Source organism: Streptomyces sp. NPDC096132, from assembly GCF_044763345.1.
Lineage (GTDB): Bacteria > Actinomycetota > Actinomycetes > Streptomycetales > Streptomycetaceae > Streptomyces.
The window spans coordinates 21803-37114 of record NZ_JBIWGA010000007.1; the positions used below are offsets into that span (position 1 = coordinate 21803).

The 15312-nt window shown below is 70.1% G+C and carries 14 protein-coding genes; 5 read left to right on the plus strand and 9 right to left on the minus strand.

Translation table 11 applies throughout. The features are described 5' to 3' along the window. Positions 1-163 precede the first annotated feature (163 nt). Entirely contained in the window at positions 164-1432 is a 1269-nt protein-coding gene (locus tag ACIRF9_RS18010; RefSeq protein ID WP_403822541.1) for an MFS transporter, read from the minus strand. 413 nt (positions 1433-1845) lie between these two features. On the opposite strand from ACIRF9_RS18010, the gene ACIRF9_RS18015 reads away from it, so the two are divergent. Together ACIRF9_RS18015 and ACIRF9_RS18020 are read left to right on the plus strand one after the other, a co-directional pair. Beyond that, positions 1846-4032, plus strand: coding sequence for an RICIN domain-containing protein (locus ACIRF9_RS18015; protein ID WP_403822544.1), 2187 nt, complete (start codon positions 1846-1848; stop codon positions 4030-4032). Between the two features lie 7 nt (positions 4033-4039). Then, entirely contained in the window at positions 4040-5071 is a 1032-nt protein-coding gene (locus ACIRF9_RS18020) for a LacI family DNA-binding transcriptional regulator (protein WP_403822547.1), read from the plus strand. On the opposite strand, the gene ACIRF9_RS18025 is transcribed toward ACIRF9_RS18020, so the two are convergent. From ACIRF9_RS18025 to ACIRF9_RS18040, 4 genes are all read right to left on the minus strand, one after another. After that, a complete protein-coding gene (locus ACIRF9_RS18025; RefSeq protein WP_403822550.1) occupies positions 5046-7346 on the minus strand; it encodes a glycoside hydrolase family 3 N-terminal domain-containing protein in 2301 nt (766 codons plus the stop codon). The two genes, ACIRF9_RS18020 and ACIRF9_RS18025, sit on opposite strands and share 26 nt — an antisense overlap. A 76-nt stretch (positions 7347-7422) precedes the next feature. Next, a complete protein-coding gene (locus tag ACIRF9_RS18030; RefSeq protein ID WP_403822553.1) occupies positions 7423-8241 on the minus strand; it encodes a carbohydrate ABC transporter permease in 819 nt (272 codons plus the stop codon). After that, positions 8238-9089 carry a carbohydrate ABC transporter permease gene (locus ACIRF9_RS18035; RefSeq protein ID WP_403823598.1) on the minus strand — a complete coding sequence of 284 codons (852 nt, stop codon included), beginning with the start codon at positions 9087-9089 and terminating at the stop codon, positions 8238-8240. The genes ACIRF9_RS18030 and ACIRF9_RS18035 overlap by 4 nt, the downstream gene beginning before the upstream one ends. A 101-nt stretch (positions 9090-9190) precedes the next feature. Continuing rightward, complete coding sequence (locus ACIRF9_RS18040; RefSeq protein WP_403822556.1) at positions 9191-10456, minus strand: extracellular solute-binding protein; 1266 nt, start codon at positions 10454-10456, stop codon at positions 9191-9193. A gap of 527 nt (positions 10457-10983) precedes the next feature. On the opposite strand from ACIRF9_RS18040, the gene ACIRF9_RS18045 reads away from it, so the two are divergent. Both ACIRF9_RS18045 and ACIRF9_RS18050 read left to right on the plus strand, forming a co-directional pair. Continuing rightward, positions 10984-11370, plus strand: coding sequence for a hypothetical protein (locus ACIRF9_RS18045; RefSeq protein ID WP_403822559.1), 387 nt, complete (start codon positions 10984-10986; stop codon positions 11368-11370). After that, a complete protein-coding gene (locus ACIRF9_RS18050) occupies positions 11370-12320 on the plus strand; it encodes an alpha/beta hydrolase (protein ID WP_403822562.1) in 951 nt (316 codons plus the stop codon). Before ACIRF9_RS18045 ends, ACIRF9_RS18050 begins: the two co-directional genes overlap by 1 nt. A gap of 85 nt (positions 12321-12405) precedes the next feature. On the opposite strand, the gene ACIRF9_RS18055 is transcribed toward ACIRF9_RS18050, so the two are convergent. Next, positions 12406-12582 (minus strand): hypothetical protein, encoded by a 177-nt coding sequence (locus tag ACIRF9_RS18055; RefSeq protein ID WP_403822564.1) that lies wholly within the window; start codon positions 12580-12582, stop codon positions 12406-12408. A gap of 277 nt (positions 12583-12859) precedes the next feature. Between ACIRF9_RS18055 and ACIRF9_RS18060 the strand changes: the two genes are divergently transcribed. Next, positions 12860-13129, plus strand: a complete 270-nt coding sequence (locus tag ACIRF9_RS18060; RefSeq protein ID WP_403822567.1) for a hypothetical protein — start codon at positions 12860-12862, stop codon at positions 13127-13129. Positions 13130-13914: 785 nt separating this feature from the next. On the opposite strand, the gene ACIRF9_RS18065 is transcribed toward ACIRF9_RS18060, so the two are convergent. From ACIRF9_RS18065 to ACIRF9_RS18075, 3 genes are all read right to left on the minus strand, one after another. After that, positions 13915-14148 carry a hypothetical protein gene (locus ACIRF9_RS18065; protein WP_403822570.1) on the minus strand — a complete coding sequence of 78 codons (234 nt, stop codon included), beginning with the start codon at positions 14146-14148 and terminating at the stop codon, positions 13915-13917. Between the two features lie 72 nt (positions 14149-14220). Further along, on the minus strand, positions 14221-14358 hold the full coding sequence (locus ACIRF9_RS18070) for a hypothetical protein (RefSeq protein WP_403822573.1): 138 nt from the start codon (positions 14356-14358) through the stop codon (positions 14221-14223). Between the two features lie 148 nt (positions 14359-14506). Further along, positions 14507-15253, minus strand: coding sequence for an SDR family oxidoreductase (locus tag ACIRF9_RS18075; protein WP_403822576.1), 747 nt, complete (start codon positions 15251-15253; stop codon positions 14507-14509). Positions 15254-15312: the final 59 nt, after the last annotated feature.

The window sequence follows — 15312 nt, forward strand, 5'->3', positions numbered from 1 at the left end:
TGGATGCGGCAAATCCATGCGACTGATACCTCTGGGCCTACGGCGCGGCCGCCCTTCGGCGCGTCGCCTGCCCGTGCGTTGCATGAGGAGGCGCCCGGTATCCGGCTCACCTATCGGCACCCGTACCCTCCGCACGGTGCCCCGCGGCCGTCACGGGCAGCGGTCACGCCAGTTGTTCCGGCAACGGCCGCGGATCGATCGCCTCACCCCGCCGCCGGGCGGCCGCCCACAATCCGCCGGCGACCAGGGCCGCGGCCAGCCCCAGCACTCCCACCGCACCCGCGAGGCTCCCCACCGCGGCCTCTCCCGCGAGCAGCACCAGCGGGCACACGAACTCGCCGCCGAAGAAGGCCGCCGTCCACAGCCCGGTGCCGCGGCCGCGGTCCTCGAAGGCGAGTCGGGACATGGCGCTGGTCAGCAGCGCGGGCAGCAGCATTCCCGTGCCGAGGCAGTTGACGATCGCCCCGGCGACCAGCAGCGGTGCGTTGCCCGCCAGGAACATCAGCCCGAAGCCCACCGCGCACACCGCCAGGATCGCGGGCAGCATCGGGTCAGGCGAGCGCTTGAGGCGGGCGAAGGCGACCGCGCCGCCCACCGTCGCCGCGCTGGCGATCGCCGTGGCCAGTCCGATCACCCCGGAGTTCTTCACTCCGAGGTCGTCGAGCAGGTACGCCATCTCGACCGGGACCGTGTAGAAGACCATCGCCCCGAAGAAGGTCACGGCGCAGATCCCGCCCAACTGCCGCCAGGGGAAGGGGTGTCGGGCCCTGGAGGCCGGCGTCTCGACCGCCGCCGCGCGGGGCGCCGGGCTCGGCAGCGCCGTCGCCATCAGCGGGGCCAGCACCAGACTCACGGCGTAGACGAAGAACGGCACGCGCCAGTCGGCCGATCCGGCCGCGCCGCCGAGCACGAAGAAGACCGTGGCCGACGCGGACGCGCACATGGTCTGCAGGGCGAGGTACCTCACCCGCCGCTGCCCCGAGTAGTAGTCACCGATCAGCGTGGTGCAGCACGTCATGATCGCGGCCTCGGCCACACCGACCAGGGCGCGACTGGCGATGATCGCGCCGAGCGAGTCCAGCCAGAGCGGGGCCGTGCCGAACACGGCGTACAGCAGGGTCGCCACGACCAGCAGCCGCTTGCGGCCCAGCCGGTCCACGATCACCCCGGCGAACGGGGCCAGCACGGCGAGGGCCAGGGCCGGCACGGTCAGCGCGAGCGGCACCAGCGCCTTGGCCCCCGGCACGGAGGCGAAGTGGTCCTGCATCTGCGGCAGGACGGGGGCGATCAGCACCGCCCCGAGGATCGGCAGACAGCTGCCCGCCATCAGCAGGGTGACCCGCAAGCGATGGGCCGGGCCCGAGACGGCCACGGGGGACGAGGCGGCGTCGTCGACCTCGGTGGCGGACGGCGACGGAACGGAACCGGGCATGGCGACTCCAGAGGACGGGATACGGAGCGGGCATGCCTTTCACAGGCGCGAGCGGGCGCACGGCATGCCGGGGACGGCCGCGCACCGAGGGCTCATCCGGACATCGGCGGGCGGGTAGAGACGACTATGGGTGGTCACGTCGCGCACCGCCATCCTCGGCGCGATCCGAATCGCGTATCCGCGTCATCCACGCGGTTGATGAGCACGGACCCGCGTGAGACGCCGACGCAGGCAATCGATGTCGGCCCAGGGGGCGTGTCAACTCCCGGGGCCGACAGGCTCGCGAAACACTTTCGGAAACCTGCCAGTGACATGACGGGACGGCGTCCCAATACTGACTCCAGCCGCCGCAGGGCTCAACGAGCCGCCTTTGTATTCCCTGAGCAGCGGGGCGCGAAAGGGTTTCCGGATTCATGTACACATGGGCAAGAAAGGCTCTCGCCGCAGCGACAGCCACAGGCATCGGCGTGGCATTCGCCATCGCTTCCGCACCGACCGCGTCGGCATATCAGCCGACCTCCACGAACCTTTATACGGCGACGAATTCGGCCGCCTGCAACAAGAGCCCCTGCGTCCTCTACCCGAAGTCGGCCCAGCTGCCCAGCGGGCGGATCGTGGCGACCTTCGAGGACAGCGAGAGCGCTCCGGTGGGGCAGACACTGCCCGTCTACAAGAGCGACGACGACGGCACGACCTGGTCGAAGCTGACGGACGTCAAGGCCCCCGCCCACCTCTCCAGCGACTCGGCGTACGCGAAGTACACGAGCAACTGGACCAACCCGTACCTCTACGTGCTCCCGCAGGACGTGGGCTCCCTGAGCGCGGGCACCCTGCTGCTCGCGAGCATCGTCTCGGGCGACGACTACTACTACCAGGAGCAGAAGGCCGCGAACTCCTCCTGGACGCCGACCGCCGACGGCGACCGCAAGGACGTGGCGCTCGCCCTGTACGCCAGCACCGACGACGGGGCGACCTGGAGCTTCAAGAACATCATCGCGGCCGGTGGCTGGCAGGGCGGCAGCGCGGGCAGCATCGGCCGCACCTCGACAGCGAACACGTACCAGCAGGTCGACCCGGTCTGGGAGCCGCACCTCCTCGCGCACAACGGTCGGCTCATCGCCTACTACTCCGACGAGAACGACTACACCGGCTACGACACCTCCACCGGCGCACCCACGCTCGACCCGGCCAACGACACGGCGACGGACTCCGGCGGCCAGGTCCTCCTGCACCGCACCTGGAACGGCACCAGCTCCTCGTCCTGGAGCAGCCCGGTCGTCGACGTCCCCGGCTCGACCGTGAACATGGGCGGCGGGAAGACGGAGATCGGCGATGGCCGTCCGGGCATGACGACGGTCGCTCCGACGACCGACGGCAAGTGGCTCATGACGTACGAGTACTGGGGCGGCGGCACGAACGTCCGTTACCGGATCGCCGACGACCCCACCAAGTTCTTCTCCGGCACCGACGGGGCGATCACCTCGCTACCCGTGCCCTCGGGCGGCAGCACCCTTTCCATCGGCGGCAGCCCGGTCCTCCTTCCGATGCCCGACGGGCGGATCGTCTACAACGCGTCCGGCAGCGGCAGCGTGTGGGTGAACGAGTCCGGCACGAGCACCGGCACCTGGAAGCAGTACCAGACGCCGATCGCCGCCGGGTACAGCCGCCACCTGCAGTACGTCGAGGGCACGGGCCGCGTCCTGGTCCTCCAGGCGTCCTGGAGCGGTACCAGTGTCGGGCCCGTGAAGTACGCCGAGGTCGACCTCGGCCGCTCCGACGGCGCCTACTACAGCCTCGTCAACCGGCTGACCGGCCAGGTCCTGTCCACCGCCTCCGGAAGGACGCAGGACGCGAACCTCACCGGAGACAGCCCCGACCTCGTCCTGGGCGCGGACACCTCGGCCACCACACAGCGCTGGCACCTGACCGCCAAGGGCAGCGACGTGACGCTGCTCAACAAGGCGGGGGGCCGCGCCGTCGCCATCTGGACCGGCAGCGCCACGGCCGGGCAGAAGCTGGCCCAGTGGGTCGACGACGGAGCCACCGACAAGCAGTGGACGCTCGTGTCCTCCGCCACCTCCGGCTACTACAAGCTCCGCTCGGTCCGTAACACCAGCCTGTACATGACCGGCTCGACCGCGGGCGGCTCGGTCACCGTGGCGGCATCGGCCGGCGACGGCTCACAGGACTGGCAACTGGTCCAGGACCCGCTCCCCACGGACTCGGCCTTCACCCTCAAGGGCACCTACTCCGGCAAGTGCCTGGACGTGCCGAACGGCAGCACCGGCGTGCAGGTGCAGATCTACACCTGCTCCGGCAACGCCAACCAGACGATCACCCAGACCACGGCGGGCGAGCTGCGGGTCTCCGGCAAGTGCCTGGCCGCGGACGGCGACGGCACCACCGCGGGCACCAAGGTCATCCTGTGGGCCTGCAACGGCAAGACCAGCCAGCAGTGGTGGTTCCGGGTCGACGGCACCATCGCCAACCGTTCCAACGGCCTGGCCATCGATGTGACCGGCTGGGGCACGGCCAACGGGTCCAAGGTGCAGCTGTGGACCCCGCTGGGCAATGCCACCCAGGGGTGGACCCGGGGATAATCGCACGGTGACCGTTCAGGACAAGGGACAGCTGGACGCGCAGTACGGACTGCTGACGAGCATCGCCCAGGAGGTGGGCGTCTCGCTCAGCACCGTGTCCAAGGTCGTCCACCGGCGCCGTGACGTCGGCGCCACCACCCGGGCCAGGGTCGAGGAACTCCTGGCCCGGTACGGGTACGTCCGCTCCTGGGAGCGGGAGGCCGAGGCGCCCCGCCAGATCATCACGGTGTTCCGGGACCTGTCCGGCCCCTACACCCTGGAGGTGGTCCGCGGCATCGTGGAGGCGGCGGGCGAACTGGGCGTCGACGTGGTCACCGGCACCACCAGCCGGCGCTCCATCTCCCAGTGGCTCCAGGAGTGCGTGACACTCGGTGCCACCGGACTGGTCATCGTGATCTCGATGCTCTCCGAGGACGACCAGCGGCGGATCGTCGAGCAGAAGCTGCCGGTGGTGCTGGTGGACCCGCTCAGCGCGCCGTCGTCGGACATCCCGAGCATCGGGGTGACGAACTGGAGCGGGGCCAGGGACGCGGTGCAGCACCTGATCGGCCTGGGCCACGTCCGGATCGGCATGGTCGCGGGCCGCTCGCACTCACTGGCCGGGGCGGCCCGCCTGCACGGCTACCGGGCCGCGCTGGAGGAGGCGGGCATCGCCTACGACCCCGCGATCGTGCGCTCGACCGACTTCGACTACGACGAGGCGCTCGCCGCCACCCTCAAGATCCTGCGCGCGGAGCGGCCGCCCACGGCCGTCTTCGCGGCGAGCGACGCACAGGCACTCGGCGTGCTGGAGGCCGCCCGGCAGCACGGACTGCGTGTGCCGGACGACCTGGCGGTGATGTCGTTCGACGACACCCTGGTGGCGGCGATGGCCAGCCCCCCGCTGAGCGCGGTGCGCCAGCCCTTCGAGGAGCTGGGCCGTGAGGCCACCCGGATCCTGCTCCAGGTGGCCGAGGGCCGTCCGCCGGCCTCGCCGCGCATCGAACTGGCGACGGAACTGGTGCTGCGGACCTCTACAGGTTCCGCTGTCCGCCGGTGAGCCGCAGCACGGCCTCGTTCGGGGTGTCACCGCTGGACGAGCCCGCGTACAGCAGGATCTCGCCCGGCTCCACGATCCGGTGCCCCTCCAGGCCGGTGAAGGCGAGCCGGTCGGTGTGCACGCCGAACCGCACGACCGTCTCCTCACCGGGCTCCAACTCGACCTTGGCGAAGGCCAGGAGCGCCCGCACGGGCCGGGTGACCTGGGCGACGGGGTCGGTGAAGTAGAGCTGGACGGTCTCGGCACCGCGTACGGCACCGGTGTTCCGTACGCGGACGGAGACCTCGAACTCCCCGTCCGTGGGCACCTGTTCACGGTCCAGGCGCAGTCCGTCCACCGCGAACGTCGTGTACGACAGCCCGTGCCCGAAGGGGAAGGCGGGCGTCGGGTCGAGGTTGGAGAGCCAGCTCTGCCGGTCGCCCAGCGGCGGGTGGAGATAGGTGTACGGCTGTCCCGCCGGGGAGCCCGGGATCTGGACGGGCAGCCTGCCGCTGAAGTTCGCGGCGCCGGACAGGAGTTCGGCGACCGCGCGGCCGCCCTCCTCGCCCGGCAGGAAGACCTGCACCAGGGCCGCCGTGTCGGCCGCGAACCGCCCCACGGCGTACGGCCGCCCGCTGTTGACCACGAGCACGACCGGCTTCCCGGTCGCCAGCACCGCCTCCACCAGCTCCTCCTGTACGCCGGGCAGCCGCAGGTCCTCGACGTCGCAGCCTTCGCCCGAGGTGCCGATACCGAACATGCCGGCCTTGTCGCCGACGACCAGGACGGTCAGGTCGGCCCGGTGGCTCGCCTCCACGGCGGCCGGGATGCCCGATCCGTCGGCGTCCCGGATCGGGCAGCCGGGCACGAACTCCCACTCCACACCCGGCAGTTCCGCGGTGAGCGCCTCGCGCAGAGATACCGCCTCGACACCGTTGCCCAGGTCGTCGCGGTCGGCGAGGACGTGGTTGGGGAAGCTGTAGCAGCCGAACATGGTGCGGACGTCGTCGGCGCACGGGCCGATCAGCGCGATCCGGCCGGCGGACGGCAACGGCAGACCATCAGCATTCTGGAGCAGCACGACGCTCGACTGGGCCACCGTGTAGGCGAGTTGACGGTTGGTCGGCTTGTCCAGGTCGAGTTCGCCCGCGCGCAGGGCGGGCGGCTCGGGGGCCCAGTCGGGGTCCAGGAGACCGAGCGCGACCTTCTGGCGCAGCACTCTGCGCACCGCCCGGTCGACGTCGGCCTCGGCGGCCCGTCCCTCGCGCACGGCGGTGACGAGCGCGTCGCCGAAGCCGCGCTGGTCGGGCAGTTCGACGTCCAGGCCCGCCGTGAGGGCCAGCGCCCCGGCGTCGGGCAGGTCGGCGGCGACCCGGTGCGCGTTCACCAGGAACGGCAGCGACCAGTAGTCGGAGACCACGGTGCCCTCGAAGCCCCACCGCTCGCGCAGGACCTCGGTCAGCAGCCAGCGGCTCGCGGCGGGGGCCTCGCCGTCGATCTCGGCGTACGAGTTCATGACGGAGCCCACTCCGGCGGCGACGATCCGCTCGAACGGCGGCAGGATCACGTCGTACAGCTCGCGGCGGCCGAGGCCCGCGGGGGCGTGATTGCGACCGCCCATCGAGGCGGAGTACCCGGCGAAGTGCTTGAGGGTGGCGACCACCCCCGCGCTCTGGAGCCCCAGGACGTACGCCTCGCCCATCTCGCCGACGAGATGGGGGTCTTCGCCGTACGTCTCCTCGCAGCGGCCCCAGCGATAGTCACGGATGACGTCGACGACCGGGGCGAGGCCCTGGTGGACGCCGGCCGCGGCCATGTCGATGCCGATGGCCGCGCCGACCCGGCGGATCAGGGCGGGGTCGAAGGTGGCGGCCATGGCGAGGGACGTGGGGTAGATGGTGGCGCCGTACGCGGTGAAGCCGGTCAGGCACTCGTCGTGGGCCATGGCCGGGATGCCGAAGCGGCTCTGCGCCATGATCTGCCGCTGGCGTTCGGCCAGGAGACGGGCGTGCTCCAGGGCCGGACGGGGGAGGGTGCCGTAGGGGCGGGTGAGTTGCCCGAGGCCGTGGCGGGCGACCTGGTCCAGGTCGCCGACTCTGCCGAAGTGGTTGCTGCCCGGGGCCACTTCGGGGCCGTCGGCCTCGATGTCGTCCCAGGTGCTGCTCAGTTGGGCGACCTTTTCCTCCAGGGTGAGGAGGGCGAGCAAGGCCTCGACGCGCTCCTCGACGGGCAGACTCGGGTCGGTCCAGGGGCGCGCCGGGGAGAGGTCGGCCTGGCCGGGCAGGGTGGTCGTCAACGCACGACTCCGTTCTGGGACATGCCGAGGCGGGCCGGCGCCCCGGGGGCGCCGGCCGACTGCCTTCGGCGGAGAGTTACTTGGAGAATCCGGCGGTCAGTCCGGCGACCAACTGGCGCCTGGCGAGGACGAACACCACCAGCATGGGAAGGGTGGACAGGACGACCGCGGCCATGGTCGCGGGCACGTCGATGCCGAACTGCCCCCGGAAGAGGGTCAGAGCGAGCGGCAGGACGGCCTTGTCGCCGCTCTGGGTGAGGATCAGCGGGAAGAGGAAGCCGTTCCAGACCTGGAGGCCGTCGTACACCGCGACCGTCACCAGCGCGGGGCGGGCCATCGGGGCCGCGAGTGAGAAGAGCATGCGCCAGTCGCCGGCGCCGTCCACGACCATCGCCTCGAACAGCGAACGCGGCACGTCCCGGAGGAAGCTGACCAGGATCATCACCGTCACCGGCAGCGCGAACGCCGCAGAGGGCAGCACGATCGCGAGCAGGCTGTCGTACATGTTCATACGGATGATCAGCAGGTACACCGGGATGATCACGGCCTGCAACGGGATCGCCAGCCCGAGCAGATACAGCCGGAACGTCAGACGGGACCAGCGGTTCGTGTACCGGACGATCGAGAACGCGGCCATCAGCGCGACGGCCAGGGTCACGGCGACGGTCGCGGCGGTGACGATCACGCTGTTGAGCAGGTAGGTCGTGAAGTCGCCGGCGAGGACGGTCCTGTAGTTGTCGAAGGTGGGGCTGGTCGGCGGCGCCAGCGGGCTCGCGGTGGTGAAGTCGGTGCGGCCGCGGAGGCTGGTCACCACCAGCCAGTACACGGGGACGACGACGAGCGCGGTCCACGCGAGCGCGGCACCGCCGGTGAGGGTGCGGCGTAGGGCGGTCACAGGCCCTCCTGCTGGCTGTCCATCCGGGTGAAGCCGGACAGGCGGGTGGTGAACAGGGACAGTGCGAGGCCGAAGACCACCAGCAGCGTGGCGATCGCGCCGGCCCGGCCCATGTCGTGGGCCTGGAAGCCCGTGATGTACATGGCCAGCGGCAGGACGCGGGTGGCGGTGCCGGGGCCGCCGGTGCCACCGGACAGGACGTAGATCAGGTCGAAGTAGGTCAGCGAGCCCACCAGCATGAGCGTGCTGGAGGTGACGAAGGTGTACTTCAGCTGCGGCAGGGTGATGCGCAGGAAGCGGGTCACCGGTCCCGCGCCGTCGATCGCGGCGGCCTCGTACAGGGAGACCGGGATCTGCCGGATGCCGGCCTGGTAGAGCAGGGCGTGGAACGGCACGAACTGCCAGGCGATCACGAAGATCACGGTGTACAGGGCCAGGTCGGGCGAGCCGAGCAACGGCTGCGCCAGCCAGTGCAGACCCGGGGCGGCGCCGATACCGAAGGACGGATCGAGCAGCGCCTGCCAGGTCAGGCCGATCGCCACCGCCGACAGCAGCAGGGGCAGGAACCACAGCACGGACAGCAGCGCGCGCACGCGGCCCTTCGGGGCCTGGAAGACGCCGAGGGCCAGGGCGAGCGGCGTCTGGACCAGCCAGCTGACCACCATCACCTTGAGCGTGAGCCACAGCGCCTGCCAGGTGGAGTCGTCCGCCAGGACACCGCTCCAGTTGGCGAGACCGGCCCAGCCGACGCTGCCGAGTCCGTCCCAGCGGGCGAGGCTGAGCACCAGCACACCGACCAGGGGGACCAGACCGAACAGGCCGAACAGCAGCAGGGCGGGCGCGGCCATCAGCAGGCCGCCGGAGCGGCGGCGGTGCCGGCGGGCGGGCACCGAGCCCGGCCGCGTCCTGTGGGACGCGGCCGGACGGGACGTACGGACCACGGCGGTCATTACTGCGCCGCCTCGCTCATGTTCGTACCGAACTCCGCGGGCTCGATCTGCCGCAGAAACGATTTGTCCACGTTGGTCAGCAGCGGGTCCGCCTGGTCGGAGGGCAGGGCCTGGTCCCAGGAGAGCTGGAAGCTCGGGGAGTCCTGCACCAGCTGGTAGACGAAGCTCAGCCAGGCCCTGTCGCCCGACTTCACGGCAGCCAGCTTCGAGTCGAGGCCGTTGACCGGGGGCACGCTGCCCGACGCGAGGTAGGCGTCGACCTGGTCGTCGTTCATGACGTACTTCTTCAGATACGTCAGCGCGGCGGACTTGTGCGTGCTCGCCGAGTTCAGCGACAGGAAGTTGGAGGGGTTGCCGACGATGGATTTCGGGTCGCCCTTGCCGCCGGACAGGGAGGGGAAGGCGACGTAGCCGAGGTCGTTCTTCACGAAGTCCGGCGCGGCCTTGACCAGGTTGGCGTACTCCCAGGTGCCCATCAGTTCCATGCCGGCCTTGCCGGTATGGAGGAGCGCGGTGGAGGCGCCCTGGTCGTAGCTGACGGACGAGGCGTTGTCGCCGAAGGCACCGGCCTTGGAGAGTTCCTGGAGGCGGGTGTTGGCCGCGGTGACCGCGGTGTCCTTCCAGCCGCTCGCGTCACCCGAGGCGATCTTCTCGAACACCTGGGAGCCGCCCTCGCGGTCGAGCAGGTACTCCAGGTACATCAGCGTCGGCCACTTGGAGTTCGCGGCCAGCGAGATCGGGGTGACGCCGTCACCCTTCAGCTTCTTCACCGCGGCGAGGAGTTCGTCGTACGTCTTCGGCGGCTGGACGCCCGCGTCCGTCAGGACCTTCTTGTTGTAGTAGAGGACGACCGGGGCGAGGCCGTTGGCGGGGACGCCGTAGACCTTGCCGTCGAAGGTGGCGCTCTTCAGCACGCTCGGGGTGAACCGGAGCAGATTCGCCTGGGCGTCGGTGAGGGGGTCGACCTTGCCGGCCTTCACGTAGTCGTTCAGGGCGCCGCCGCCCCAGCTGAAGAAGATGTCCGGGGCCTGGTTCGCGCCGAACGCCACACGCAGCTTCTGCTTGTAGTCGTCATTGGCGAACAGCCGCAGGGTGATCTTCTCGTCCGGGTGGTCCTTGTTGTAGGCGTCCACGGACTCCTTCAGGATCGTCTGGTCCGTCAGCGCCCACATGGTCAGGCCGTTGGACGAAGAGGTGGAGGACGGCCCGGACGTCCCGCACGCGGCGAGGAGGCCCAATGCCGCGGTCGCGGTGACCACGGCCACGCCCGCACGCCACGTCGTGGAAAGTGCGCGGCCACCTGAAGGGGCTGTCCCCGGGAATCCGTGCATGGTCTGTCTCGCTTTCGAAAAGCTTTCGGTGAATTCACCGCGGATTTCCTACCTGCTGGACCGGGACACTGACATGCGCTTCACGCCCGGGACAAGGAGGGGAAATCCGTCGGTTACGAAAGACTTTCGTTCACCTCTCGTGGATCACTGTCCACCGGGCAGACGGTCACCGCGGTTTCCTGGGCTCGCGTTCCGGGCCCACCTCCGCGCCGGTCTCGTTCGACCTCAACGGCAGAACCTCTCCTCCGGCGCCGACACCAGCCCCGAGTCCGGGTGGCCGACCGGTGCGCCCGGATTGAGCGGAGCGCGGCGGGTGGCGCAACCGCGCGGGCCGGCCATGACGTCCGGCACCCCTCGTCAACGGCTTCTCCGATGCCTCGGCCCCCTTCCCCTTCCGACGGCCGCCCCCCGGCACACCGGCCTGCGGGAGCATCACCGTCCGCCCGGTCCGCGAGGGCTTCGTGGACATCGAGCGCATGAAACGGATCGCCAACGGCAGCGACCTCACCCCGGCCGTGTACGCCCTGCGCCGCACCGAGTACCTCGGCGACCTCACCCGGCCCCGCTCCGGCCGCATCCCGCGCACGTCGAGCCTGCCCTACGCCGACTCCTCGGCCCGACAACACCCTCTGCGGCGTGCGCAGGACCAGGAGCGGCGAGGAACTCTGGATCAAGGACGTAAAGATGTGGGATCTCCTCGATCCGACCCTGAGGACCTGATGACTGCCCATGTGTGGGATATCGATGTCTCCCCACATGTCTTTCCCGATGCATGTCACACCTTCAGCGGAAGCACTGTCATAAGGGTGACAGCGGGCAGGAGCCCGCAGACCGAAGGAGTGCAGTGATGACAAACCCCGTTCTTGAGCCCGCCGCGCAGGAGATCGCGGACGCCACGGCCAACCCGCCGTTCCTGTACGAGCTCGGCCCGGAGGGCGCGCGGAAGGTCCTGGACGACCTGCAGTCGGCGCCGGTGGAGAAGCCGGACGTCGAGGACAAGTGGATCACTGTGCCCGCCGAGGTGGGCGATGTGCCGGTACGCATCGTCAAGCCGGTCGGGAGCCGAGGCGTGCTGCCGGTCGTTCTCTACGTGCACGGAGGCGGCTGGGTCATCGGCAACGCCGGCACCCATGACCGTCTGGTGCGCGAGCTGGCCGTCGGCACGAATGCCGCCGTCGTGTTCGTCGAGTACGACCGTTCGCCGGAGGCCAAGTACCCGGTCGCCATCGAGCAGGCGTATGCGACCGCGCAGTGGATCACCGCGAAGGGCGCCGAGGAAGGTCTGGACGCCTCCCGCCTGGCGGTGGCCGGCGACTCCGTAGGCGGCAACATGACCGCGGCACTGACCCTCATGGCCAAGCAGCGCGGTGACGTCACCTTCGTGCACCAGTCGCTCTACTACCCCGTGACGGACGCGGCCCAGGACACCGAAAGCTACCGGGAGTTCGCCGACGGGCCCTACCTGACGGCGAAGGCCATGGCCTGGTTCTGGGACTGCTACACCACCGACCCCGCACAGCGGGCCGAGATCACCGCCTCACCCCTGCGGGCGAGCCTCGAGGAGCTGCGGGGGCTGCCGCCGGCGCTGGTCGTGGTCGACGACAACGACGTGCTGCGGGACGAGGGTGAGGCGTACGCCCGCAAGCTGACGCAGGCCGGCGTTCCGACCACGAGCATCCGCATCAACGGCACCCTGCACGACTTCATGATGCTCAACCCTCTCCGGCCCACCCAGGCCACGACGGCCGCCGTCGAGCGCGCCATTCAGACCCTGCGCACCGCCCTTCACAGCGGCTGAGACCTTCGCGCCGCTCTCAGCCGCAGCATCCGAAGAAGCCCCAGCACACAAGCTGTCACCACCTCCGACGCGAGTGCCGCCGACATCATCGAGAAGGCGGCGCGGCCGGTCTGCTGACCGGCAGGTCCGCGACAGGGCCCGGATTCCTGCGCGGGGTGACGACGGCGTTGGGCGGTGCGGGCGCGGGGAGGCGTTCGCCGTCGTAGCCCTCCACTCGGCCGAAGCGGTCGGACTCGTCCTGCCAGGCATCTCGGGCCCGCACGGTGTCCTGGCGGCTGCCGGCGTCCAGCCGGCGCCGATGAACGCTGCGGCGCAGATGCGCAACCTGGGGTAGAGGCGTGCACAGTGAACATACCGTGTGAAGCAACACCCTGTCACACTGATGCCCGGCGCTCTCGATCGGGCAACGCGTGGATCGGACGATCACGTGCACGGACCCTTGTGATCAACGACGCGGGAGTGATGGCACCGGCCACCCGGCACACCGCAGCAGCCGGATCAACTGGGACGACCTGCAGAGCGAGCAACGCCATGCGCCGGTGCGTGCCTACAACCTCCCGAAGCTGGCCAATCTGCTGTTCGACCTCGCATCGGACCGCCTCAGCACGGCGAACGGGTGGGGCATCGTCAGCAACGCCGCCCATCCCGGTACGACATCGACCAACCTCTACGGATCCGGTCCCAACCTCGGCCGCAGCCGTCCCGCCCCCCATGAGGCGATCATGAAGCGGCCGGCCCGCTGGGGTGTCTTCGTACACTCCGTCGACGCAGGGGTGCTTCCCCCGCCGTACGCGGCCACGAGCCCGTAGGCCAGGGGCGGGCTCCGCTCATGCGCGGTGTGGATCGCTTCGTCGGCCAACAAGCGCAGCATGCCTGGGAGTTGAAGATCTGGCTCACGCTGTCCGGCAAGCGCCTGCAACCGGATCGACATCGTCGACGAGCAGCCCGCCGGCGACTACCGGCCCGGCCAGTCCGGCTGACCGGCCGCCCTGTACGGTCCGTCTCCGCGCCGCCCCGACCAACGGCGGGAGACGGACCATCGACGTCCCAGCCGCCGCATCACGGTGGTGGCCTGTCCTACGAACACCGAGCAGGGGGAAGCCATGGCCAGCCCCACATCCCCGCACTTCACCGGCCGCGTCGCTGTCGTCACAGGGTCGGGGTCGGGCATCGGCCGCGCCGCCGCGCTCGCTCTCGCCGAGGCGCGGGGGCACTCGTCCTCGGTGTGGGACGCCGGAGGGAAGCCCTGGAGGCCACGGCCCGCGTCCACTCGAACATCGCGATCCCGTCGCTCGACATCGGCGAGGACGGCGCCGTGTGGCCGTAGCCCCACCGCGACGCCGTGGGGCTACGGCCGGCAAGGCGCCCGAGTTCCGCGTTCGCTTCCAGGGCCGTGCGGACGGTGAGGATCGCGGCAGTGATCCGCTCCCCTGGCAAGATCACCTCTAGGAAGGACACCGGCGCGGAAGCAATCCCGGAAGCTCTGTCAGCCATCCTCATCCGCCACGAGCACCCACAGCCTCTTGTGACCTCGCGGGCGGCTGCCGGCGCGGCGACGGCCCGGTCGGCAAGTGCCGTACCGGGCCGGATCCGTTCACTGGGCCGGGTTTCTCGGTGGGTGCCTCTCGCCTGCGGCGGCATCGGCCGGGGCGGACGGGCGGGGGATCAGGCGCAGCGCGTCGGACAGGGACCGCATACGTTCGTCGAGCTGTGCGAGGTCCTGGCGTAGTGCTGCGGCGTGGTTGTCGAGTTCGGTGGCCTGGGCGGTCAGGGACCGTACGGTGGCCGCCACCGCTCGTAGGGTTTCGGGGGAGAGGGCTGAGGTCATCACTCGTCCTGCGTCGGCGGAGGCGGAAGAGCTCCGGTGGGTGCGTCGGACACACGGGCGCACGCTCTGTCGTCAGGTGGCTTCCGGGTAGACCTGGGCCGCGGAGATGTCGAGGTGGATGGGCAGTTCGATGTCCTTGATCCTGCGGTTGCCTGCCAGGCGGAACTCGTCGTCACCGACGGGGACGATCCCGGCGGAGCGGAAGGTCATCAGGGGAAACGTCGTGGCCACGCACGTGGGAGATCATCGCGTGCCGGACGGAGAATCCGACTGTGCTCTGCACCGGATCAATAGTGTGGATACGGGTATCGAGTGTCCGAGGCGGGGTGGCCCTGAATTCAGGGCCACCCCGGGGACCTCAGCCCTGCTGCGCGAGCCAGTCGGTGAAACGGGTCTCGGCGATGCGCGCGTCGGGGCCGGGAAGCAGCGTGGTCTCCTGCAGCTCGGCACCGGAGTAGGGGGCGTGCGGGTCCGTCACGACCGTGCGCGGGTCGTTCTTCGCCGCCAGGCCCTTGCGGATGAGTTCGTCCAGCTGGAAGGTGTCCGGGCCGGCCACCTCCACCACGCCGTTGACGGGGGTGCCCACAGCCGCGCGGCCCACGGCCGCGGCCACGTCGTCGGAGTAGATGGGCTGGATCTTCACGGGGGCCAGACGCACGGTGTCGCCCTCGGTCGACATGTCCGCGATCCCCTTCATGAACTCGAAGAACTGCGTGGCGTGGACGATGGAGTACGGCATCCCGGAGTCCTTGATCAGCTTCTCCTGCGCCTGCTTGGCACGGAAGTAGCCACTCTCCTGGAGCCGCTCGGTGCCGACCACGGAGAGCGCGACGTGGTGGGTCACACCGGCGTCCGCCTCGGCCTTGAGCAGGTTGGCGGTCGAGGTACGGAAGAACTCCATGACGGCGTCGTCCTCGAACGAGGGAGAGTTCGACACGTCGACCACGACCGAGGCGCCCTCCAGGGCCTCGGCCAGGCCCTCGCCCGTGAGCGTGTTGACACCCGTGTTGGGCGCGGCGGCGACCGCCTCGTGCCCGTGCTCGCCCAGCTTGCCGACCAGCTTCGAGCCGATCAGTCCGGTACCACCGATCACTACGACCTTCATGATGGGAAAACCTCTCTCAGAGTTTTTATTGATGTGGCCCGCACCAGGGAAGACAAGGT